Origin of the sequence: Bacillus sp. FJAT-42315, assembly GCF_002797375.1 — a bacterium.
Lineage (GTDB): Bacteria > Bacillota > Bacilli > Bacillales > Domibacillaceae > Bacillus_CE.
Genome location: NZ_KZ454941.1, coordinates 2832049 through 2854728 on the forward strand (window position 1 = coordinate 2832049; position 22680 = coordinate 2854728).

General features: G+C 40.1%; 20 protein-coding genes. 5 read left to right on the plus strand and 15 right to left on the minus strand.

The window, feature by feature from the left end; genetic code table 11:
* The first annotated feature begins 4 nt into the window (after positions 1 to 4).
* The 3 genes from CEF22_RS13930 to CEF22_RS13940 are packed head-to-tail and all read left to right on the plus strand — an operon-like array spanning position 5 to position 787.
* Positions 5 to 172, plus strand: a complete 168-nt coding sequence (locus CEF22_RS13930; protein WP_100403341.1) for a spore gernimation protein GerPD — start codon at positions 5 to 7, stop codon at positions 170 to 172.
* A 16-nt stretch (positions 173 to 188) separates the two neighbouring features.
* A complete protein-coding gene (locus CEF22_RS13935; protein ID WP_100403342.1) occupies positions 189 to 554 on the plus strand; it encodes a spore germination protein GerPE in 366 nt (121 codons plus the stop codon).
* A 14-nt stretch (positions 555 to 568) separates the two neighbouring features.
* Positions 569 to 787: a spore germination protein gene (locus CEF22_RS13940; RefSeq protein WP_100403343.1), complete on the plus strand. Its 219-nt coding sequence runs from the start codon at positions 569 to 571 to the stop codon at positions 785 to 787.
* A gap of 62 nt (positions 788 to 849) precedes the next feature.
* On the opposite strand, the gene addA is transcribed toward CEF22_RS13940, so the two are convergent.
* From addA to CEF22_RS13960, 4 genes are all read right to left on the minus strand, one after another.
* The gene (gene addA, locus CEF22_RS13945; protein WP_100403344.1) at positions 850 to 4587 is read right to left on the minus strand and encodes a helicase-exonuclease AddAB subunit AddA; all 3738 of its coding nucleotides are present in this window, start codon (positions 4585 to 4587) and stop codon (positions 850 to 852) included.
* Positions 4580 to 8062, minus strand: a complete 3483-nt coding sequence (gene addB, locus CEF22_RS13950) for a helicase-exonuclease AddAB subunit AddB (RefSeq protein WP_100403345.1) — start codon at positions 8060 to 8062, stop codon at positions 4580 to 4582. The genes addA and addB overlap by 8 nt, the downstream gene beginning before the upstream one ends.
* A gap of 119 nt (positions 8063 to 8181) precedes the next feature.
* The gene (locus CEF22_RS13955) at positions 8182 to 8793 is read right to left on the minus strand and encodes a TVP38/TMEM64 family protein (RefSeq protein ID WP_100403346.1); all 612 of its coding nucleotides are present in this window, start codon (positions 8791 to 8793) and stop codon (positions 8182 to 8184) included.
* 109 nt (positions 8794 to 8902) lie between these two features.
* On the minus strand, positions 8903 to 9391 hold the full coding sequence (locus tag CEF22_RS13960; protein ID WP_095479875.1) for a competence protein ComK: 489 nt from the start codon (positions 9389 to 9391) through the stop codon (positions 8903 to 8905).
* Between the two features lie 200 nt (positions 9392 to 9591).
* Here CEF22_RS13960 and CEF22_RS13965 point away from each other — a divergent pair, with 200 nt between their 5' ends.
* Positions 9592 to 9780: an IDEAL domain-containing protein gene (locus tag CEF22_RS13965; protein ID WP_157843240.1), complete on the plus strand. Its 189-nt coding sequence runs from the start codon at positions 9592 to 9594 to the stop codon at positions 9778 to 9780.
* Positions 9781 to 9917: 137 nt separating this feature from the next.
* On the opposite strand, the gene CEF22_RS13970 is transcribed toward CEF22_RS13965, so the two are convergent.
* From CEF22_RS13970 to CEF22_RS13980, 3 genes are all read right to left on the minus strand, one after another.
* Entirely contained in the window at positions 9918 to 11180 is a 1263-nt protein-coding gene (locus CEF22_RS13970) for a M48 family metallopeptidase (RefSeq protein ID WP_100404023.1), read from the minus strand.
* 145 nt (positions 11181 to 11325) lie between these two features.
* On the minus strand, positions 11326 to 12315 hold the full coding sequence (locus tag CEF22_RS13975) for a lipoate--protein ligase (RefSeq protein WP_100403347.1): 990 nt from the start codon (positions 12313 to 12315) through the stop codon (positions 11326 to 11328).
* 13 nt (positions 12316 to 12328) lie between these two features.
* Complete coding sequence (locus CEF22_RS13980; protein ID WP_100403348.1) at positions 12329 to 13060, minus strand: MBL fold metallo-hydrolase; 732 nt, start codon at positions 13058 to 13060, stop codon at positions 12329 to 12331.
* A gap of 201 nt (positions 13061 to 13261) precedes the next feature.
* Here CEF22_RS13980 and yhfH point away from each other — a divergent pair, with 201 nt between their 5' ends.
* Entirely contained in the window at positions 13262 to 13396 is a 135-nt protein-coding gene (yhfH, locus tag CEF22_RS13985) for a protein YhfH (RefSeq protein ID WP_100403349.1), read from the plus strand.
* Between the two features lie 116 nt (positions 13397 to 13512).
* Here yhfH and CEF22_RS13990 read toward each other — a convergent pair whose 3' ends face one another.
* The 8 genes from CEF22_RS13990 to hemH all read right to left on the minus strand — a co-directional run bounded on the left by CEF22_RS13990 (position 13513) and on the right by hemH (position 22648).
* Complete coding sequence (locus CEF22_RS13990; protein WP_157843241.1) at positions 13513 to 13920, minus strand: FixH family protein; 408 nt, start codon at positions 13918 to 13920, stop codon at positions 13513 to 13515.
* 13 nt (positions 13921 to 13933) lie between these two features.
* The gene (locus CEF22_RS13995; RefSeq protein ID WP_100403351.1) at positions 13934 to 15328 is read right to left on the minus strand and encodes a sensor histidine kinase; all 1395 of its coding nucleotides are present in this window, start codon (positions 15326 to 15328) and stop codon (positions 13934 to 13936) included.
* Positions 15325 to 16005 (minus strand): response regulator transcription factor, encoded by a 681-nt coding sequence (locus tag CEF22_RS14000; protein ID WP_100403352.1) that lies wholly within the window; start codon positions 16003 to 16005, stop codon positions 15325 to 15327. The genes CEF22_RS13995 and CEF22_RS14000 overlap by 4 nt, the downstream gene beginning before the upstream one ends.
* Positions 16002 to 16967: a YncE family protein gene (locus CEF22_RS14005; protein ID WP_100403353.1), complete on the minus strand. Its 966-nt coding sequence runs from the start codon at positions 16965 to 16967 to the stop codon at positions 16002 to 16004. Before CEF22_RS14005 ends, CEF22_RS14000 begins: the two co-directional genes overlap by 4 nt.
* Before the next feature lie 119 nt (positions 16968 to 17086).
* On the minus strand, positions 17087 to 19390 hold the full coding sequence (locus CEF22_RS14010) for a YhgE/Pip domain-containing protein (protein ID WP_100403354.1): 2304 nt from the start codon (positions 19388 to 19390) through the stop codon (positions 17087 to 17089).
* A gap of 78 nt (positions 19391 to 19468) precedes the next feature.
* Positions 19469 to 20041: a TetR/AcrR family transcriptional regulator gene (locus tag CEF22_RS14015; RefSeq protein WP_100403355.1), complete on the minus strand. Its 573-nt coding sequence runs from the start codon at positions 20039 to 20041 to the stop codon at positions 19469 to 19471.
* Positions 20042 to 20269: 228 nt separating this feature from the next.
* The gene (hemY, locus tag CEF22_RS14020; protein ID WP_100403356.1) at positions 20270 to 21685 is read right to left on the minus strand and encodes a protoporphyrinogen oxidase; all 1416 of its coding nucleotides are present in this window, start codon (positions 21683 to 21685) and stop codon (positions 20270 to 20272) included.
* A gap of 18 nt (positions 21686 to 21703) precedes the next feature.
* The gene (gene hemH, locus CEF22_RS14025; RefSeq protein ID WP_100403357.1) at positions 21704 to 22648 is read right to left on the minus strand and encodes a ferrochelatase; all 945 of its coding nucleotides are present in this window, start codon (positions 22646 to 22648) and stop codon (positions 21704 to 21706) included.
* Positions 22649 to 22680: the final 32 nt, after the last annotated feature.

Genomic DNA, 22680 nt, shown 5'->3' on the forward strand with positions numbered 1-22680 from the left:
TGCTTTGAATTTACAAGTGATGAATCGTGAATTAGAAGTGGGGCAAATTTCAATTATCGCTGTCTCAAGTTCTTCTTATTTTCAAGTTGGAGACACCGATATGATCACATTGTATTCATCGTTTGATACACCTCCTGAATCATTAATCATCAGTCCTTTTGTACCGCTTTAATTGCAGGTAACACATCATGCGTCTATCTATCGTTGATCACTTTGAAGCAAACACTGTTTTTATCAGCTCAGTGTTAGAAATTGGCGACACGAATCAATCACAAGCCTATTCAACCATCTATGCGGTTCAAGAGCCTAGCAAAGGCTTTATCGATACCTCTCGACGACCGAGTGTTGTATTGCCACCTCCGACAGTCATCTGTCCTAAGAAGCAGAGAAAAGCATCTATTATTGATGCTTACCCATTCATTCATGTCGGTCAAGTGCATATTACAGGTATGTCGACTGCTGCTGTTGGCCTTATTGGGTCCGCTAACGAGGCGACAGGATATTGCAGAATTCAACACGTACGAAAATTAAAATCTAAACAAATTCAAAGTTAAAAGGTGGAGTTTTTATGCCTGCCATTATCGGTCCTTTACAAATATTTAATGTGTCTGGAGGCGTCGTCCATTATGGTGATACATTAGTGATCTCACCTAAAGAGAGTAGTAAATCCTCGATAGGCGCAGGCTCGTCTAACACGGGACCATTTATCGTCACTTACACTTGTTTAAATGCGAATACTGTTTTGGACAGTACTGGCGTCGACCAACCAATAGTTGGTACTTTATAAGGTTATATAGAAAGCCTAGCTTCTTAACCATCTAGTATGCGATGGAGAAGCTAGGCTGTTTATTATTCTATTTGTAGAGCATGAGCCCCGTCAAAAAAGAATAAATATTTCCGAACGATCTTTCGTTTCCAAATTTGTTCAATGGCTTTAGCATACAAATCAATTTGTATGCGGTAACGCTCCTCTAGCACTGGACGAGCTTCATCAAACCCTCCCGCAAAGCGACCGGTAATTTGATCCGTTTTATAATCGAGCAAGTATAACTGACCATCGATGTCTATTAAACAGTCAATTACCCCTTGAACGAGCACGATTTCTTCTGAACCGCTCCAATCGGTATGCAATTCACTTGCCTTCACACCCATGTTAAATGGCGTTTCTCGATATACGTGATCAGCCCGCAACAACATCTGCCCCACTTCCGTTTCAAAAAATGAAACGATGCGATGCGGATCAATCACCTCTGCCTGTTCACTCGTTAATAGCTCTCGCTGTATAAGCTCCTCTAGCAAAGAATGAATGTCTGCCTCTGTTGGCTGTTCGTGTAGCGGCACATGCTGCATCACCGTGTGTACAGCTGTTCCGACTTCCGCCGGGGAAAGAGCCTTTTCCTGCATAAAGGCTGGGCGACTGAAAATCGGACGCTGAAAGCTTTTCACTAATTCATTCCCTGCTCCTTCATTATAAATCTCATTCATCCGTTTTAAATCAGATACCGACTGCTTTGAACGCAGTTTCGTTGCCACTGGATTCGAGTATTGCCAGCTCATGCGCTCGATAATTTGTTGTTTATACGGTGAAGAAATGGCAATTGGCTCACTGTTTTCTACTTTAGTTTGCCAATCTACTTGTTGTGGATCAACCTCTTGCTCAGGCTCTAGCAAACTTTCTGGATGGACGATTTCAATCTTCCATCTCGAGGCATGATGATGGATGTCTGCAAAATGATCAAGATTCGGGTGATCACTAAGTGTCCACTCCCGATGTCTCACTAAAGCTGGACCAATCCAATCAAAATAAGAGATGGCCGCTGCTCGATCGGTATCACTTAATAGCCAGTCGGTACTACTCCACCCTTTTTCCCAGTTTACTAGCGATTTGTCTGCATTTTTCTGTGTTCCGAGTAAAAATAGCTTCTCTTTTGCCCGTGTTAACGCCACGTAGAGCACACGCATTTCTTCCGCTAACAGCTCCAGTCGCTTTTTCCGCCTTAAAGCGAGCTGTGGCAAAGATGGGTAGCTAATGCGTTTTTCTATATTCGTATATTTAGCAGCAATTCCGTAGTCTTTATCGAATAAATACGACTGACGAATATCCATCAAGTTAAATTGTCGACCAAGCCCTGCCACAAAAACAACTGGAAATTCCAATCCTTTGCTGGCATGAATCGTCATTAAACGAACGACATCCTCTTGCTCATTTAATGCTTTCGCTTCCCCTAAATCATCGCCTCGCTCCTGAATCCGTTCAATTAATCGTAAAAAGCGGAACAGCCCTCTAAAGGAGGTTTCTTCATACTGTTTAGCTCGGTCATATAACGCACGAAGGTTCGCTTGTCTTTGTTTTCCACCTGGCATTCCACCCGCAAAATCGTAAAAATGAGTATCTCGATACAACTGCCAAATAAGAGAAGATAACGCTCCATTTCTACTGATCGTTCTCCAATTCGATAACTTCTCAAGAAACTTATTTATCTTTTCATGAATGGCTTCATGCTCTGCAGCTGGCTTCTTTTTAGCAAACGCTTGAACAGCATCATAGTATGTGCCTTTTTTAGAGGCAAGACGAATCGTCGCTAAATCATTTTCTGAACAGTTCACAATCGGTGAGCGCAGTACCGAAGCAAGCGGAATATCCTGGTACGGATTGTCGATCACTTTTAACAACGACAGCATAATGACCACTTCTGTCGCTTGAAAATAACCACCAGACAGCTTCGCATAGATTGGAACGCCCGACCGTCTTCCTTCTTCCATGATTTCCCCTGCCCAAGGCATAGAGCGCAGCAAAATCACAATGTCACGATATTGGATTGGACGCTCAGTTTTCGTTTTCGGGTCATAGACTGGATATCTTGATTGCACCAGCTCCTTAATCTTTTGCACGATCCATCTTGCTTCCAGCTGCGATTGTTCGGCATCCTCTAGACCCACTTCATCCTCTTGCTCAACCGCTGCCCCCTCTTGCTCGATAATCGTCACTTCTACAGGAACAACAGGCTCCTCTGGATAGTCAGCTCCCTTGACCAGTTCAGCTTGTGGATCATATTCGATTTCTCCCACTTTCACACCCATGATCTGCTTAAATAAATAATTCGTTCCATCAAGCACTTCTTGACGACTTCGAAAATTCTTCGCTAAATCAATCCGCATACCTGTGTGTTCACCTGTTGTTGAAAACCTTCTATATTTGCTCAAAAATAGATTTGGTTCTGCTAAACGAAAGCGATAGATACTTTGTTTTACATCCCCAACCATAAACAAATTGCCCTTTTCTTCTGCCCCCGACGTGACAAGACGAATAATCGACTCCTGCACGAAATTGACATCTTGATATTCGTCTAAGAGCACTTCTTTAAATTTTTTCTGATACAATAGTGCCGCTTCAGAAGGAATTAATTCACCTTCGCCTTCTCTTCGTTCAGCTAAAATCGCTAAAGCAAAATGCTCTAAATCACCGAAATCAACAAGCCCTTTTTCCCGCTTCATCGCTTGAAACTTATCGGTGAACTTGCAGACTAGCTGAGCCAGAGAAGCAATAATGTCTCTCATTTCCCTCATATCACGCAAATAGCTTTCAGGCTTGCGAGAAAAATAGTCTTCTTTTAAAGAAGTGATAATTTTCTTTAATTCGTTTCTGACATCCTTTGATTTATCTACTAGCTCCTGGTCATATTCCTCACCTTTGCAAGTTTTCAATGTGGAGAATTTCACCGTCTGCATTTCTTCATATAACTTTCGCCAAGAGGAAATAGACTCGCGAAGCCGTTGAACTATTTGTTGGTCAGCAATGAAATTCACCATTCGTGGAGAGGGACCACCTGACATATTCGCTATTGCTACTAATTCATTAACGAGCAATTCCGCCCCCTCAAGCTGTAGCTCAATATCAAATTTCAACGCTTCCATAAACGGCAAATCATCGATATTAGTCGTCTCTTCATCGACATCATATAGCTGCGGCAAACGATGTAACCATTCTTCTGGTTGAGGATGCGACTTAGCAAAGTCATACAGCCGCCCCACAATCATTTGTAATTGAGCATCGCTACGATCACTGGAAAAAGTATCAACTAATCGGTAAAAGTCTTCATTTCCTTCTTTGCCGTATTCTTCTTCAAATAAATCATCTAACGCTTCATCTCTTAACAATAATCCTTCTGCCTCATCAGCAATTCGAAAAGAAGGATCGATATCGATCAAATAGTAATACTTACGAATCACTTCTAAGCAAAAAGAGTGCAATGTCGAGATCGATGCTTTATTTAATAAACTTAATTGTTTCCGCAAATGTTTAGAGGTCGGATCAGATTCCATCGCTTTTTCTAAGGCAAGCCCAATTCGATGCCTCATTTCAGCGGCTGCGGCGTTCGTAAACGTCACAACAAGAAGCTCATCAATATCGATAGGCTCGTCTTCATTTAACACTTTACGAATGATCCGTTCCACGAGCACCGCTGTTTTTCCTGAACCAGCGGCTGCGGCTACTAAAATGTCGGTGCCTGTCGCTGTGATCGCTTTCCATTGATCGTCTGTCCAAGTCACTCCCGCCGGCTTTTCCGGTATCAATTGCTCACTCACATATATCCCTCTCTTCGCTCATTTTTTGAAAAATCTCTTCCTTCTTTTGCGGCATAATCGTGCGATACTGATTGTCTTCGATCATGTCATCAAACTGACAAACAGGTCGATAAGAACAAAAATCACAAGGGGTTCGTTTCTTGTATTGATAAGGAGCAATATCAACCCGACCAGCGACAATGTCATCCCCTGATTGTTGGTAAATGTTGCGAACGTGCTGACGCATTTGCTCAAACTGCTGTCTATGAGCAACTTTGGAACTTTTCGCGAGCTTGCCATTGGATTTATTAATCCCGGCCGAAATAATTTTTGAATTTCCTCCCTCAAGACTCGTATCCATTAACCGAACAACCTCTTCTTCCGCTAGTACAAGCCCCTTCATTTTAAAACTTTTAAAGATTTCCTCTTCAATTTGCTCGATCGTCATCACTTGTTTACTATTAATGATTGGATTATGAACATGGAAGTATAGAACACCTGCCGGATGTGCTTCTTTGCCAACAAGCTGTTGTGAGTGTGTTAATACAATATCCAAATACGTCAACATTTGCAGGGCGAATCCATAATATACTTCCGTCATATCTAAGTCGCGACTGCTCGATTTATAATCAATGATGCGCAAATATACTTCTTCATCATTTTGTGCTTGGTCAACGCGGTCAATCCTTCCTGCTAACGCCATCTTCGTTCCGTTCTTTAACGTAAAGGAAAGCGGCGGTAGCTCCGCTTGCGGCCCAAAGCCAAGTTCAATTCCGACAGGCGCAAAGCCACTCACCTTAGCCTGGCCATTTAACATATAAGAAGCCCTGCCGATAATTTGCTCAAGCTTACGACCGATATATCTATGACGATTTGAGCTTAATAAAATTTGATTTTGCAGTTTTGGTGTTAAATGAACGACTGCTTCTTTTGCCAACTGTAAACATTGCTGTTCTGTCAGCTTCCCCCAGTTTAAATCTCGCTTTTGAATTTCCTCTGCGATCCATTTCAGAGCTCCATGGAACAAGTCTCCGATATCTGGTGCCTGCAGTCGATAAACATCTCGTTCTCGCAGCTTCAAACCATGATTAGCAAAATGAGAGAATGGACAGCTATTGAATAATTCCATTCTTGAAACACTAGCAAGAATTTCTTCTCCGTATAGGCTTTTACTCACTTGCTCTTCCAATACTTCCGCCTTATTTTTATAAAACAAGCTAGAAAATACTATACTTGCTTTTTCCTTTTGCTCTGGCGTATTTAGATAAAAATTGTAAACATCCCACCAATAATCGTACATTGGATAGCCGAGCCTTTTCTGTTGAAGCTGAGTCGTGATATGCGATAATGTCGGATTCGGGTGGCAAACGTATTGCAACCCTTCTTGTTCTTGCAAGTCCGACGGTTCGTTAACAAGTAGCTTCGTCTCTGCAAGCGGGAACATTTCCTTTAATCTTTTTATAAAAAGAGAGGGCTGTAATGCCTTGCCTTCTTCATCAGCAAGAGGATAAGAAATATACAGTTGGCTAGCTGGAGTCGTAAAGGCTTTATAAGCGATAAACTCTTCATCCAGCAGCTTCGTTTTGCTACTTTGCGCAAGCTTCACTCCTTGTGAAAGCAATCTTTCACGATCATCATCTGCTAATACCCCATCCTCTTGCATCTTGCCAGGTAACACACCATCATTGACACCGATAATAAAAGCAACATCAATATTCGCAAGCCTAGAAAGCTCAAGATTCGCTACCATCACTTGATCGACAGCAGCAGGCACGTTTGAGAATTTCAGTGTTTCTAATCCAGCATCGATCGTAGCCGCAAACTTCTTCACCGTCATTGCTTCATCCCCAAGCACTTCTACGTACTGATCTAATAATTCAATCACCGCACTCCACGCTTGGCTATGTTCTCGCGCTGTAATTAAATCACCGCGCTCTTGTGCTTCCACGCTCAAATTTTCCAGTTTTCTTGGGATCTCTAGCTCCTCTAAATATAAATAAAATGCTTCACAAAATCCTCTGCTCGTTTTCGCTCGTTTCAGTCGGCTAGACAGACGCGAAATCGGCTCTGAAATAATAAGTTTTAATTCATTTAATTCCTTCTCGATCCGCTGTTCTTCATCCGTTTGCCCAAGATGAACGCCTTCTAATCCACGGTAGCGACGATAGCTCCATTGCTCTTCATTCGTCCAGCGATCTCCTCTGATGCCATATGCCAGCACGTAATTTTCTAAGCGATCCATTTGCTCACGTAATCTTTTCCAATCTTTCTTTAACGGGAATAACAAGTCCGTTTTAACCGCTCGAAAAACAGGTTCATATCGCCAATGACTAGCCAAAATTTCTAACGTTGCGCGAATTAACTCGATAACAGGATGATTGAGCATCGGATTTTTTTTATCGATATAAAAAGGAATGTCATAATCATGAAATACCGTTTCAATCACTTGCTGATACTCGTGACCGTTACGAACAAGAATCGCCATTTGCTTATAACGATATTCATCCTCTCGTGCTAGCTTCCGTATTTCTCGCGCAACCCCTTCAATTTCAGCTCGTCGATTCGTCGCTTCTAAGAAACAAATCGACGTCGAACCGTTATACGCCATCGCTGGTCGGTGATCAAAATGAGTTTCTAAATGGATCAAACTCTCTTCTTCATAACGTCTTGGCATCGTCAACATTTGATCTTTCTCCACTGACACACCGTTACTTTTCGCTAGTTCATAAAGGATCGAATACGTTTCACCCGCTTGTCTAAATAAATGCGTATCTTCCGGGATATTTGTTCGAAACGCTTGATCGACCGTTAAAGCGATCGTTACTTTTTTGGCATGCTTCATCAGCTGTCCAATGACCTCATATTCTTGTGGAGTAAAGCTATGAAATCCATCGACATACACTTCTGCTTTTTGTAAATAATCGGACGAAGCCACTGCCTCTGCTAGCAAACGTAAATAATCTTCAGAGTCGACATATTTGCCAATGAGAGACTTCTCAAATTCGCTATAGATCGTTTGCAAATCATGAAGTTTATCCGCTAATGCTTTAGAGTCAACTTCCTCTCGTATTTCAGCTAACTCCTCTGGTGTCACACAATAGCGTTTAAACTCTGTTAATATCGCTTCTACATGGCTAACAAATCCATTTTTATCCGCTGCTTTAGCAAAAATTTTCAAATCCTCTTTTTGGTCTTCAATAATTTTTCGAATGAGTATATTTAACCCCGCTGAGGAGATATGCTTTCGGCTCATTCCTCCTGTTTCCTGCAGTACACGCCAAGCAAGACGCGTGAAGCTGTAAACTTGTGCACGAATGACTCCACCAAGCGCTGGATCAGCCGCTAAATTGTATTCTGACAAAAAGGTCATTTGTTCCGGAACAAGGTAAATGACAGGCTCCCCTATCGGTTGTTCTTTCACTTGATTCTTTATATTCTCTAATATAGAAGCTGTTTTCCCCGTTCCAGACCGACCGAGTATAAACTGAATCGACATACCTTTCTCCTCCCATCATATTTACTATTTTTATTATAACGAAAAAGCTAATTAATTTTTTAGCATAGTCTATCAAAACATTTCCTTACATAAGCAAGCAAAAAAGAGCTGACATATGATCAGCCCCTTTCTCTCATTTCTTGTTTATTTAGGCGAGCTTCTACTTTCTTTCCACCTAGCCATAATATGAAAATAACCGTTGCTACGATCGCTGTTCGTATCGGCTGCTCAATAAGTGCCGCCACATCATATCCAATAAAACTAATCGTTAAAATCATCACAAACTTACCCGTCATAACCGCTAATAAATATTGTGTCACACTAATGTTAGAAAGCCCTGCCACAATATTGACGACGGCAGAAGGTGTAAACGGAAAACAAAGAAGCAAAAACACGGGACCAAACCCATGACGGTCCAACCAATTCATTAATTTCTTGACTTGTCCATGCCTTTGCAAAAAGGAAAGCATCCGTCGCTGACCATAATTTCTGACGAGTAAAAAAATAATAAACGCACCCGTCACCGCTCCTCCCCAAGACAAAATAAATCCAAACCATAAGCCAAAAGCATTGACGTTTGCCAGCACAAAGACGAATAGTGGCAAAAATGGAAGGAACGCTTCTAACAACGGTAAAATAAATCCTGGAATCGGGCCGAATGACTGATAACGATCAATTAAATCCATCATCTGTTCGAGTGTGAACCACTCTCTAATATTGTTCAAATCCATAGCAGCTAACCCTCTACATTAGTTTCTTCTCATTTTATCACATTTATCGATAAAAACAGTGATGAACGGTTTCTTAATCTGGAGGTTTTCATCCAATGAATGTATTTTTTTAGTCCCATCTATATGAATTATGTATCTGTTGTTTTAATTGAATATTTAATCTTGAAGCTTTTCCATGCTGATTCTTTAACGATCGTTCAGTGATAGGGAAAGAGAAGCGTTGACCATTTGTAAATAAGATCGATGTGTGTTTACTATCCAATTTTGAAAAACTGTCTACTTTGGATAAGGAAATCCACAAATTCCCTTTAGCGATGTGGGAAGCAAGCGGGAATAGATATGTTCCTTCAAAATGATCGATGTTGATGGGGAGTTTTTTGTCTGTAGCTAGCCAATGTTTACTAGCGCCCCTTCTACCATTATAAGTGGCTCCGTAGGCAATACAGCTTCTTTTGATGAGGTCTAGAGGTTTCATAGTTAATTCAAATGTTCGCTTTTCTTCGACGACAAGTGTATGTTCTTTCCCTCTGCATTCTACCGCCTTAATGAACATTACTTCAGGACGAATAATGTAGTCATCATGGGTATGATTCACCATTTACACTTCCTTTCGACTTATTACATTTATCATAACACCCCTTAATTATTAATGTCTCAAAGAACAAATAAATAATTTTTCTAAAAATTTAAAAATTTCTGTTGATTACTATTTTTAAATCATATATAATAAGAAAAAGGTATCCGAGGTGATGAAAAATGGAAAACAACAACTATTTCACTGAAATGATGAGGTCCCCGATGCCACGTGAGAAAGAAAGAAATGCTACCGATGTATATATCGACAAATTGCTAAATGACATTCTTTTTAAACAAGAAAAACAACGGATCATGGTTGCAATTGATCAAACCCTCGACAAAGGAGATCGCGAAGCATTTATGAAGCTATCCCATAAGTTGAATGAATTAGAGAGAAATTTCAATTCCTAATGATTTTCTTCTCGTTGAGTTCCTCTTCTACCAAAAATCTCCTATAATGCATAAGACATGAACTTAAGATAAGTGCCGAGTCCCTTTTAAAAAGAGGAAGCCCGGCACTTATCAGTATGTTCTACATATCCCTTTAATTATTTCCCTTTTTTCTGCTTCGTTTCTTTCAATGGATACGTCTCAATCGTATAAATCCTTTCTGCCATCGAAGGGTGACCATAACGAAAAATTTTCACAAGCAATGGTGGTTTTACTTCGGATAAGCCTTCCTTTGCGAGCTTTTGAAACGCGCTAATGGCAGCTGCTTTATTGCCTGTCATTTCAATCGCATACGCATCGGACTGCTTCTCTTCAAATCGAGAAATTGCATTTGAAAATGGACTGGCAACAAACGAAAGCATCGAGATCATCATAAAAATTAACGGCAACGTTCGCAATTGGGCGATATCCGTTATATTTAACTTTTCTCCTTGCCGACTGATCAACCATTCCATCATTTTAGCTATGAACCAGAAGCCGATAAAGGCAAGAACTAAGTAACTAGCGATCCCAATATAAATATGCTTTTTCACATAGTGGGCCATTTCATGAGCCATCACAAACAAAATTTCCTCTTCATTTAGCTTATTTAACGTCGTATCCCACAAAACGATACGAGCATTGCTGCCGATTCCAGTGACATAAGCATTTAAAGCATGTGTCTTTTCGGACATATTTACTTCATATACGTGATTAGCGGGAATATCCGCTTGGTCAGCTAACGATAAAATTTTCGCTTCTAGCTGTTTATCTTTTAGCGGATAAAACTCATTATAAAGCGGATCAATGAAGACGGGCTGAACATACATTAAAAAGATCGTAAAAGGCACAAAGAGCATCCAAGCCGCTAGCCACCATCTTTTTTTGAACCTTTTCATTAGCTCGTACATGACAAAGATCAGAATCATCATCAAGCCATAACCGATCCAAAAATCAATCAACTCATCCTTCATCCATTGAGAAAAAGTTTGCGCAGAAATATTATATGCTTTAGAAAAGTGAAAGCTTATATACTGTAGTGGGAATGTCACGATAAACGTAAAAACAGACAAATAAAACAAATAAATCGACGTTCGCAAAAAAGTGATGCGCACTGCTTCCTGTGCCCATTTTTCAAATCGATGAGATAAACCAAAAAGAACAATAAAAAAGTAGATGAGCCATTCAAGTGGCGTACTCAGAAAGAAGAGCAAATTTTTGATTTTGGAAAATTCTCCGCTTAAGGAACGTTCCTGTTCGTTTAAAAAAGTAGACGGGTCAGCACTTGTCCCTTTATAAATATCAGGAAGATCTCCAGTCGACATCACAAATAAATAGTAGTACATAAACGCTGAAAACAACAAGTAGCCTACAATGACCATCGCAGTCCACTTTATCTTCACTTGATTCCCTCCTTTCTTCTTCCTCTATTATATGTAGTCCTAGAGCAGAAAATTTAGACCTAAAAAAGCTCCTTCACCTAACTAATCTGTTAGTTAGGTGAAGAAGCTTTGTTATACTTATTTTTTAATACAGCAACTGTAAAAACTCTTCCTGAGTCATGTTCCCGAAATAATGAGGGATCGACAATCGGTCCAATACTTGAGCCATCTCACTCTTTTCATAGCGTACCCCTATTAATTTCTCTTCAATTTCATGCACATCCCCAACACCAAAAAAGTCACCAAAGATTTTGCAATGTTGAATCCGTCCATTTTTAATATCCAATCGAACATCGATCAAGCCTACCGGAAAGCGATGAGAACGTTGAATATTGAAAGCAGGTGATTTCCCAAAATTCCAATCCCAATTTTTATATCGATCTTCGGAAATTTGTCGAATGACTTCCCAATCTTTTTCTTCAAGCTTATATTGTGGAATTGGCTCTTCTTGTTCAAAAATCGCTTGTAATAAAAATAAGCGAAACTCTTCAATGCTCATATCCTGTTCCATCAGTTCAGCAATGTTCGTGACCCGACTGCGAATCGACTTAATTCCCTTCGATTCAATTTTATCTTTTCTTACCTTTAAAGCGGAAACAACCTCGTCCATATTCGTATTAAAAAGTAATGTCCCGTGACTGAACATCCGCCCCTTCGTCGAAAACTGAGCATTTCCAGAAATCTTGAATCCATTCGCCAAAATATCATTTCTTCCACTTAACTCCGCTTGCACCCCAAGCTTAATTAAGGCAGCGATCACTGGTTCAGTGAATTTGCGAAAATTATGAAAGCTATCTCCGTCATCCTTTGTAATAAAGCTAAAATTCAAATTTCCTAAATCATGGTACACTGCACCGCCCCCGGATAAGCGGCGCACAATATGAATACCTTCTTTTTCGACATAGTCCATATTTACTTCTTCTATCGTATTTTGATTTTTACCGATAATAATCGAAGGCTCGTTTACATAAAAGAGCAAATACGTTTCATTAATATCTAAATGCTTCACCGCATATTCTTCAATCGCTAAGTTGATTCTCGGATCTGTGATTCCTTGGTTGTCAATAAATAGCATGTTCATCCCCCGTTTATATCTCTATTTCTAAATTTTGCTTCGCCAATAATACTGTACCACGAAATTCAGCTTCTGCTTCCTCTTTCAGTTTAGCTAGCTCACCAAAATGCGGCAAATGCGTTAACACTAAGGTCCCTACGCGAGCAGAACGGGCCAATCTCCCCGCTTCTGTGCTCGTCATATGGCCAGCTGCTTGGCCATCCATTCCACTATAAAAATTGCTTTCACAAAGAAGCAGGTCACATTCTTTTGCAAACGGAATAAACTGTTGTTGAAAGGCTGAGTCTGCTGTGTAAACAACGGTATGATCATGAGCTGAAATTTTCATCGCAAAACATGGAACAGAATGAACAGTACGTAAAAACTCGACCGTAAACGGACCAAGCGTTAATGTTTGATTCGGTTGATAGGCTCTTCCCTCTGTCAAATCTTTATATGTAAGTGAAGCAAATGCAGAATCTTCGTTATGACCGTAAATAGGTAAGGTGGTCACTTCTTTCCCTAAATGCTTCTGAATCAATAAAGCGTGTTGTAATACACCGATATCTGCTATATGATCGGCATGATAATGAGAAAGTAGTACTGCGTTCAATTCCTCTGGCACTACATGCTGTTGCAATTTCGATAATACTCCACTGCCACAGTCAACGAGCAGTTTAAACCCTTCCTCTTCAAATAAATAACCAGAGCTTGCTTCATTGACTTTCGGATAACCGCCCCAACACCCGATGATCGTAACTTTCATACCCTACACACCTCTCTATTCAATTCCATTTCTCTCTCATTTTATTCCGCAACTCTTCTTACTTCAACCGATCGAGTTTTTCTTTCTATTAATTATTTTTTCTGAAAATTTTAAAAAACCGTTGACGACTCCCTTCTGTTATAATACAATTAACATATCAAATAGATCAGTTATATAACAAAAATGAGGAGGAACACAAAAATGATGAAAAACATTGTTGATTTTTTCAAAAATATCCCTGCAAAACAATGCACGAAATGCGGTTCTTATATTGAGGAACAACATGAGTGCTACGGCAACCATTGTGATGACTGCACAGATATTCAAGACATTTAATCTTTCAAATCGTTAACTCCAATTCCATAACATAAAAAAGAAAGAACCCGCCGTCGCCTTGAGTGGGTTCTTTCTTCTTTTTATATTTAAGAATGTTATTGATGTTCTTCTGTTTCTTACGAAGCTGTTGGCTGTCCAACAGTGATCGGCTTTTTAGGCATTGTATGTAGTCCTCTAGCGGTTACATGAACTTGGACTTGATAAACACCGTCTTGTGTGAATGCTTTTTTCGCGATGTAGTTTCCTTCTTTATCTTTCTCCGTTTCAATCATTTCACTATCTTCTTTTTTACCTTCCTGCCACACTTCATACAGCACTTCATCGGCATCCTCTACCGTTTCTTCTCCTTGAGTCACTTTCGTTGTAAATGTGACTTCTTCATTCACTGCCGCTGTGTCAGGTACAGTTAATTGTGCTTCAATTGGTTGTGGTGCTGCATTTTCATTTTGTTGTTTTTGTTGGCCACAAGCCCCTAATAGAAAGAGGGCACAAATCATAACCATCATCATCCATTGTTTCTTCATTGTTTCTTCTCCTTTATTCATCATCTTCAAGCAAAGGGAATTCAATCGTTACCGTCGTTCCATGACCATACTCACTAGCAATCATCAATCGACTTTGATGGCCTTTCACAATATTTTCAACAATTGATAACCCTAAACCTGTCCCACCATCTGCTCTTGTCCGCGCCTTATTGACACGATAAAATCGTTCTGTAATCTTTTGTAAGTCTTCTTTTGGAATGCCAGTCCCAGAGTCTTTACATTCCATCACCGCTTTGTCCTCTCGTTCAAACAAGCGCACAGTAATAAAGTCGCCTGCCTCTGTATATCTTAAGGCATTATCGACTAAGTTCACGATCACTTGCTCAAGACGACCTTCATCTCCTTCAATAATGATATCATGATCAAGCTCTTCTGTGAGCACAACATGTTTTTGTTTAGCTGCGGGTATCAACTTTTGAAGGGTTTGATGAATCGTTTCAGCTAACGGTAACGGAACCTTTTCGATAGCGGAGGAGTCTCCTTCTAGCTTAATTAGTTCGAGCAAATCATTAACGAGTCGTTCCATCCTTTTCGCTTCTCTCGTAATGATGTGAACATATTGTTGCTCTTCTTCCTCTCCTTTAACCATACCAGATGAAAGAGCTTCACTGTACCCTTTTATGTAACTAAGTGGAGTACGTAGTTCATGAGAAACGGTAGCGAGAAATTCTTTTTGTTTTTCATCTTCCTTATCAATCGATTCTGCCATATGATTAAAGGTTTCAGCAAGCTGACCAATTTCATCCTTCGTCTTCACATGGACTCGTGTCGAAAAATCACCTTCTGACAATTTGACAGCTGCTTGCTTCATTTCTTCAAGCGGGCGTGTTAAGTATCTTGCCCATTTTGTTCCAATCACTAACAAGAGGATCAAAAATAAAGCAGCACCTATCCCCCAATAAATTGTTAAATCAGCTGTTAACTCCTCCATGTTTTCAAGTGGCAAATATAAATATATAATCCCTTGCAATCTTTGCTCTTCTAATAAAGGAACAACAACTGAAATGATTTTTCGGTCAAACCGAGCCATATACCCGACCTTTTTGACCGGATCATTTTTCAACAATTGTTCGCGCTCAGCTGGACCGATTAATGTGTCATAATCAATTTCAAAAGGGACACAAGCAGCTAGTTCCCTTGGGTTTCGAACCGCAAACACTTCAAACTTAGCTTTCTCATTATACCAATCGATCTGCTTGATCAATTCATCAGTCATTTCCCCACCGTCATAATCCAGCGCCAAACTTTTGCCAACTTGGAGCATTTCCTTTTCCACACTGTCAACATATAACTTTTGATAAAGCGTATAAGACAGGGCATAAGCAAAACCGATCGAAAGCAACAACGTAATGAATAAAGTCAGCCACAGCTTTTTCGCTAAGCTCATGCAGTTGGTTCCTCAAATTTATAACCGATTCCCCACACGGTTGCCACAGCCGACCCCGCCTCCTTACCGAGCTTCATTCGCAACGTTTTAATATGAGTATCTACCGTTCTAGTCCCACCGCTGTAATCATCGCCCCAAATCGTCGTTAACAGCTGTTCACGAGAAAAGACGCGACCGACATTTTTAATCAGCAATAGCAATAGCTCAAACTCCTTTAACGTCAATGGAACAGACTTTTGCTTGACTTTCACTGCATGAGAGCTTAAATCTACTAAAATACCTGCTTTTTCAATAGTAGTTGCTTGTTCATCTTCCTTATGAGAACGCCGTAACACCGCCCGAATTCTCGCTGTTAATTCACCTGGTGAAAACGGCTTAACAATATAATCATCACCGCCAATTTGCAAACCTTTCACCTTATCCCATTCTTCCCCTTTTGCTGTTAAAAATATAACCGGAATTTCACTTGTTTTACGAATATCTGCACAAATGTCAAAGCCGTTTTTTCCCGGGAGCATAATATCTAATAGTACAAGATCTATGTTTCCTTTTTCCAATTGTTTACTTACCTCTATACTATCTTCTGCATGACTCACCATGAAACCAGCATTCTCCAAATACATGGCGATAAGATGGCGCATATCTTCTTCATCATCAACAATTAAAATATGAGTCATTTGTTCCCCTCCTTTACAAAAATCACAAATGGGCCTTTTCCTGTTTTCACTTTTTTGACAAGCTTTAAGCTCTCCTTTTCAAGAAAATAAAGCTCGTCACTGTCATATCCCGCTACGATGATTTCATTAGCAAATGGCTCAATCGTAAACGGATTCGCCCCTACTTCACGCTTTGCTTTTATTTCTTTCTTGTCGTTCAACATATAAATCATATTCGATCCATGACTAACAACATAATGATACTTTCCATCAGAAGCAAAGTTAACAGGCATCATTGGCGTATTGATTCGTTCGGTTTTTTGTCCAGTGTCTAGCGAATACACTTGAACTTTAGATTGTGGCTCCTTCCCATGACCATGTCCACCAATCCACAATTCCCTTTGATTCGGTTCAATCATTAGCCCTGTTGAGGAAGAAGGAATCGCAAACTCTCTAACCACCTTCTTTTTCTCAAGATCTATTTCCGAAAGAATCGTATCTTGATAATTAATGACATAAAGCATCCCTTGGTATTCAGCAAGTGACATCGGATACTTCCCTGTTTTCACAATGTCTGTTTCTTTTCCCTTTTCACTATAAAAGTGGAGTGAACGATCTCCTTTATTAGCAAGCACTACTTCCTTGCTATCCTTTAAATAAAGAGCACCTGTTGTACCTTCATGAACCTTCCATTCATCCAGCATTTTACCTTCAGATAATGAAAAAATAGCTGCACGGTCTAGTTGCGTACCATAGAGCAGTAAGCGGTCGCCATCTGGAAATAAGACTCCTCCTGTATACATATCATCAAAAAACCAATCCGCAATTCGCTCTCCCTTTTGATTAATAAACGTTAAAGAGGAATCTCTTAAATTCAACGTCAATAAATAGTTTTCCTCTTTAATGGCCGGATAAGAAGAATGACTGCAGCCGGCTATGAGCCATATCCAAACCGCAACGAACAAAAACAAGCGAATTTTCACAATATTCCTCCTCCAGCTTTCTTTTTACCTTCTATTATAAGAAAAAAATGTGAAATATATTTGAAGAAAAAACAAAAAAAATGCTGAAAAGCGAAGCCGCTTTTCAGCATATATTTTTTTTACTGTTCACTTGTTACTGGTTGATGACCATATTGACGTTTATACATTCCTCTAAAGAAAATAATTGTCACCAATAGACAAACAACAGCGAACATTCCTAAAATGGCAGCGTTCTGCCACATAAATGTATAGTCTCCTATTGAAATGACCGCTTTAAACGCAGAAACGGAATAAGACATCGGAAGGAAAAAATGAATCGGTTGTAATGCTTTTGGAATTAACTCTAATGGGAATGTCCCTGCACTTGTTGCTAATTGGAAAATTAAAGTTAACATCGCAAGGTATCGTCCTGGGTCTCCCATAATCGTCACAAGCATTTGCACGAGCGCAATAAACGTTAAGCTCGTAATAATTGTGATCACTATAAACAACGGTACATTTTGAACTTCTAGTTTCAAACCAAATAGTAAAATCGCTATCGCTAAGAGTGATTGTATGACACCTGACACACATAACACACCGAATTTACCTACAAACCAGCTAAACCCACTTTTAGGTCGAACAGCCGGCTCTCTTAATGGGAAAACGATCGTTAATATGATAGCCCCTATGAATAATCCTAGTGATAAGAAGTATGGAACAAAACCAGTACCGTAGTTTGGCACTTTATTAATACCATCTCTCTCCACATTTACTGGATTAGCAACCATATCGTATGTTTTATCGCTTGCGTTTACTTCGTTTGCTTGATTAGCTGCATCTTCTAATTTCGTATGAAGCTCATTTGTTCCTTCTTCTAGTTTTGTTGTTCCATCAGCTAGTTGCTTTGAACCGTCTGCTAGCTGTTTCGTTCCTTCAGATAGTTTGCTAGATCCTTCATTTAGTTGACCAAAGCCATTGCTTAACGTTGTCGCACCGCCTGCTAGCTCAGCTGCGCCAGCCTCTGCTTCACCCAGCTTGCTAGACAATAGACCAACACCGCCCACCAATTCCTTTTGTCCAGCCTGTAATTTGTCAACACCCGTGGCCAATTGATCAGCTCCCGATGCTAACTCATGAACACCGGCTTTTAATTGTTGCTGTCCTTGCTGTAATTCTCCCAATCCGCTATTTAATTTATTAATATTAGGAGCTAGTTGTCCACTAATCGCTCCATTTAATTCTCTAGAACCAGCAGCTAGTTGCTCGGTACCCGATCTCAGCTGACCAACAGCGCCTTTCACTTGCTGCTCCATTTGCTGTTGCTGCTGAGCCATTTGTTGCTTCAATCCAGCAATTTGTTCTGGCGTCATACTTTGCTGCAATGCCGGCATTAATTGCTCTAGCTGTTGATTCATGCCACTATTTAGTTGAGAAATTAATTGCTGTTCAAACTGATTTAAACCATTATTTAATTCGTCCGCACCAGTGGCTAAATTTTGCGTACCTTGTGTAAGAGCCGGAAGCTTCTCTTGGAATTGTTGAACACCTGCTTTAGCTTGCTCTGTTCCAGCTGTTAACGCCCCCATCTTCTCATCCACAGTATGCAGGCCACCTTGCACTTTAGAAATTCCTTCCGCAAGCTCTCCTGTACCACTTTGCAACTCTTGTCCTCCGGCTACAAGTTTATTTCCGCCATCTTCTAGCTGAGCCAAACCGGAGTGCAATTGAGAAGCACCCGATGCGAGCTCTTTTGTTCCATTTCCTGCTTTAGATACCCCTTGCGAGAATTGAACAGACTTTTCAGCAAGCGTAGCTAAGTTTTCTTTAATTTTTTTGGCACCATCTGACAGGTCAAGCGCCCCTTCATCTAGCTCACCTGCCCCATCACTCGCTTTTGCTAACCCATCACCCATTTGCTTAATTTTATCAAAGATCGTTTCTGAATACGTTTTAGTAATATTTTCTTGAAGCGAAGCTCGAATTTCTTTCATCGCCGTTTCACCAATTTGCGAAGATAAGAAATTATATCCTTCATTAGGGATATATTTTAATTCTAGCTTCTTCGGCTGATCGTCTAGTAAAGTCGTTGCATTTTTCGAAAAGTCAGCTGGAATTTCAATTAACATATAATACTTTAAGTTTTTAAGCCCCTTTTGTGCTTCGTCCTCACTTATAATATGAAAATCAAAATCATCACTTTTCTTTATTTCTTTTTCTAGTTCCTTACCTAGCTCTAGCTTCTCACCTTCAAAATTAGCGCCTTTATCTTTATTAACAACCGCTACAGGTAACTCTTTTAAGTTTTCGTATGGATTCCAAAACGCCCATAAAAACATTCCTGCATACAAAAGTGGAATAAAAAGCACCGCTGCAATTGGGATTAGCAATTTACGGTTAGTCACAATGGCTTTCATTTCAGCCATAAATAATGATTGTTTCATCTTTTCCTCCTATAAATTCAGTAATTTATGACTGTTTTGTTCATATAGTCATTTTTAGTGAAAAGAAAAGGATTTTCCTTACAAGGATAATCCTTCAAATAAATGAAGCTCAAATAAGCTTAATATATCCGTTTCGCTCAAAGGTTCCTTATGCTGCTCCCAATCAAAGATTAAGGAAATATAGAGCTTAAACATAATAAACGCCGTAATCTCTGGGTTACAAGGCTTAATTTCTCCAGCTTGAATAGCACAAGCAACTTTTTCTTTAATGAAAGAAAGAACAGCATCTTCCATTTTCTTCATTACATCGAGCACAGCTGGTGTCCCCATTTCTTTGCCCTCTTGGAACAATTTAATCGTTAGTTGATGCTCTTTTCTAAATTGCAAAATTTGAAAGAGAGCTCGATGAACATTTTCATGAAAAGAGCTGTTTGGATCCGCTGCCGCCTCCGCTTGATAGCGCATATCAGAAATAAGTGACTGCACAATCTCATCAAAAAGCTCTTCTTTATTTTTAAAAAAAGTATAAATTGTCCCTTTACCGACATTCGCTAGCTTTGCTACTTGATCCATTGTTGTTGCCTTATAACCAAAAAGCGAAAAAGATTTCGTAGCCGCTTCGATAATTTGCTGCTTTCGGTCAACAGACATGTCATCGCCCCTTTTCTGACCAAATGAACGAATTGGTCATTTTTCATGTAATTTAATTTACTATATCTACACAGCAATTGCAACATTTTTTATAGTCGGCAAGGAGAGAAAATTAGTTTCCCTGCCACCAAGTATGTAATGAAAAAGAAGGCATCTCCCAAAGAGACACCTTCGTTCTTCGACTATCTTATAAAGTGAAACTTCAATCAGTGGCAGTCTTATAACCTGTTAATGCGAGACAAATTGCAGCACATTTTGAACAGCTACTTCTCCTTGGTCAATGCAATCTGGCAGCCCTAACCCTTCGAAAGAACTTCCAGCGATAAATAGGCCTGGTAACTCTTTGTCTACCTGCTCATACATATCCGCCATGCGCTGTTTATGCCCAACTGTATATTGTGGCATCGCTTTCTTCCAACGACTAACGATCGTGAAATCTGGTGTCGTTGTAATTGCCATCGTCTTGTTCAAATCTTCAAGCACAATTTGTTCAATTTCAGCATCTGATAAATCGACGACAGCTTCATCCCCCGCTCGTCCAACGTAACAGCGCAACAATACTTTGCCATCTGGTATTGTATGCGGCCATTTTTTATGCGTCCACGTACAAGCCGTAATCGTATAGTCGCTATTTCGAGACACGACAAATCCTGTACCATCAATATCTTTTGTAATCGCTTCTTCTGGAAAAGCCATCGCCACTGTCGCAACAGATGTAGCTGGTATATCCTTTAGTCCGTCGAAAAAACGATATTGCGGCATCATCGTCGGCAAAGTGAAATGAGGAGTCGTTACGACAACACTATCCGCATGGAGGATCGTTCCACTATTTAAACTCAGTGCATATCCCCCATCCTGTTTGTGTTCAATCGCCTCGACTCTAGTTCCTTTTAAAACAGAGCCTTCATTCAGCTTATGTTCGATCGCTTCCACTAACGACTCTAGTCCATTTTTCACCGTCATGAAAATACCTTTTTTCTTTGTCGTCCCAGCCTGCTTCTGCGGAGCTGGTGTCGTTTTCTTCATCCCTAATACAAGGCTACGATATTTTTGCTCAACTTGGTAAAATTGCGGAAACGTCGACATTAAACTTAACTTATCAATATCACCAGCATAAATTCCTGATAATAAAGGTTCGACTAAATTTTCTACCACTTCATCTCCGAGACGCCTTCTAAAAAAATGACCTAAAGATTGGTCCGTTTGAGGATCGGATTTCGGTAAAACAAAATCAGCCGCCGCTCTCATTTTTCCAGGGATTGAAAAAAGACCAGTTGTGATAAAAGGAGCGATCTGTGTTGGAATGCCCATCACAGAGCCTCCTGGCATTGGATGAAGCTTTCCGTTCACTAATACATAAGATTGGCCGGTAGAGTTATTGACTAACTGCTCTCCAAGTCCGACTTCTTTTGCTAGTCGAGCCGCACTTGCCTTTCTTTCAAGAAAAGAGTCGGGCCCTCTTTCAATCACAAAGCCATCTTTTCGAACGGTTTGAATTTTTCCACCAAGACGAGGAGTCGCCTCAATTAATGTGATATCGAGCGCAAGCTGATTTTCTTTTGCTTGCTTTTGCAAGTAATAAGCTGTTGTTAAACCGGTAATCCCCCCACCGATTACAACTACTTTCTTGTTTTCTTCCAACACAGTTGCATCGCCTTCTTTTTATAATTTTGCGTTCGTTTGTAAATGCTTCATAATGGTACTCGCCATAGCTTCAATAAATAGTGGCTGAGCATTTGGCATTTCTGGGCGATAGTAGCTTGCCCCAATTTCTTTCGTAACTACTTGACATTCATAATCGTTATCATACAGAACTTCTAAATGATCAGAGACAAATCCGACTGGTGCGTAAACAAATGCTTGGTAGCCTTTTTCATTAAATAAATCACGAGTTAAGTCTTGCACATCTGGCCCGATCCATGGTTCAGGCGTATTGCCGGCACTTTGCCAGCCGATTTCATAATTTTTCACGCCCGCTTTTTCGGCAATTAAATCGGCTGTTTCTTTCAACTGGTTAGGATACGGATCGCCCATTTGAATGATTTTTTCTGGAAGACTATGTGCTGAAACAATCAATGTATAGTTTTCACGTTCTTCCTCCGTCATAGATGCCACGGTTTCCTTTACTTTTTCTGCCCAGTACTCGATGAACTTAGGCTCCTTGTACCAACTTTCAACAGACACAATAGCCGGCCCACCGATCTTTTCCGCTTCTTCTTTTGCTCGTCCATTATAAGATTTCACACTAAACGTAGAAAAATGTGGAGCTAATACGATCGATACCGCTTCTTCAATTCCGTCCTCTTTCATTTGTCCAACAGCATCTTCAATAAACGGCTCTATATGTTTAAGTCCAAGATACATTTTGAATTCGATCTGATCCTGAATAGTATTTAAATGCTGCTCTAACTTTTCCCCTTGTTCTTGCGTAATTTTAGCAAGCGGAGAAATCCCTCCGATTGCCTCATAACGAGAACGCAAATCCTCAAGCATTTCTGGAGATGGTTTGCGCCCGCGACGGATGTGAGTATAATATCGCTCAATATCTTCTTCTTTATATGGCGTGCCATAAGCCATTACTAATAAACCCATTTTTCTTTTTGTCATTGCTTTCACCTCATAGGAATAGAAATACTTTT

Bases quoted from the DNA above. Each gene is read 5' to 3' on its own strand.
- CEF22_RS13940 (WP_100403343.1), top strand. From the start codon at position 569: ATGCCTGCCATTATCGGTCCTTTACAAATATTTAATGTGTCTGGAGGC.
- CEF22_RS14000 (WP_100403352.1), bottom strand. From the start codon at position 16,005: ATGACTCATATTTTAATTGTTGATGATGAAGAAGATATGCGCCATCTT.
- CEF22_RS14010 (WP_100403354.1), bottom strand. From the start codon at position 19,390: ATGAAACAATCATTATTTATGGCTGAAATGAAAGCCATTGTGACTAAC.
- CEF22_RS13970 (WP_100404023.1), bottom strand. From the start codon at position 11,180: ATGGTCATTGTAGGCTACTTGTTGTTTTCAGCGTTTATGTACTACTAT.
- hemH (WP_100403357.1), bottom strand. From the start codon at position 22,648: ATGACAAAAAGAAAAATGGGTTTATTAGTAATGGCTTATGGCACGCCA.
- CEF22_RS13995 (WP_100403351.1), bottom strand. From the start codon at position 15,328: ATGAGCTTAGCGAAAAAGCTGTGGCTGACTTTATTCATTACGTTGTTG.
- CEF22_RS13980 (WP_100403348.1), bottom strand. From the start codon at position 13,060: ATGAAAGTTACGATCATCGGGTGTTGGGGCGGTTATCCGAAAGTCAAT.
- CEF22_RS13935 (WP_100403342.1), top strand. From the start codon at position 189: ATGCGTCTATCTATCGTTGATCACTTTGAAGCAAACACTGTTTTTATC.
- CEF22_RS13965 (WP_157843240.1), top strand. From the start codon at position 9,592: ATGCCACGTGAGAAAGAAAGAAATGCTACCGATGTATATATCGACAAA.
- CEF22_RS13960 (WP_095479875.1), bottom strand. From the start codon at position 9,391: ATGGTGAATCATACCCATGATGACTACATTATTCGTCCTGAAGTAATG.
- CEF22_RS13990 (WP_157843241.1), bottom strand. From the start codon at position 13,920: ATGAAGAAACAATGGATGATGATGGTTATGATTTGTGCCCTCTTTCTA.
- addB (WP_100403345.1), bottom strand. From the start codon at position 8,062: ATGTCGATTCAGTTTATACTCGGTCGGTCTGGAACGGGGAAAACAGCT.
- CEF22_RS13955 (WP_100403346.1), bottom strand. From the start codon at position 8,793: ATGGATTTGAACAATATTAGAGAGTGGTTCACACTCGAACAGATGATG.
- CEF22_RS14015 (WP_100403355.1), bottom strand. From the start codon at position 20,041: ATGTCTGTTGACCGAAAGCAGCAAATTATCGAAGCGGCTACGAAATCT.
- yhfH (WP_100403349.1), top strand. From the start codon at position 13,262: ATGATGAAAAACATTGTTGATTTTTTCAAAAATATCCCTGCAAAACAA.
- CEF22_RS13975 (WP_100403347.1), bottom strand. From the start codon at position 12,315: ATGCTATTTATTGACAACCAAGGAATCACAGATCCGAGAATCAACTTA.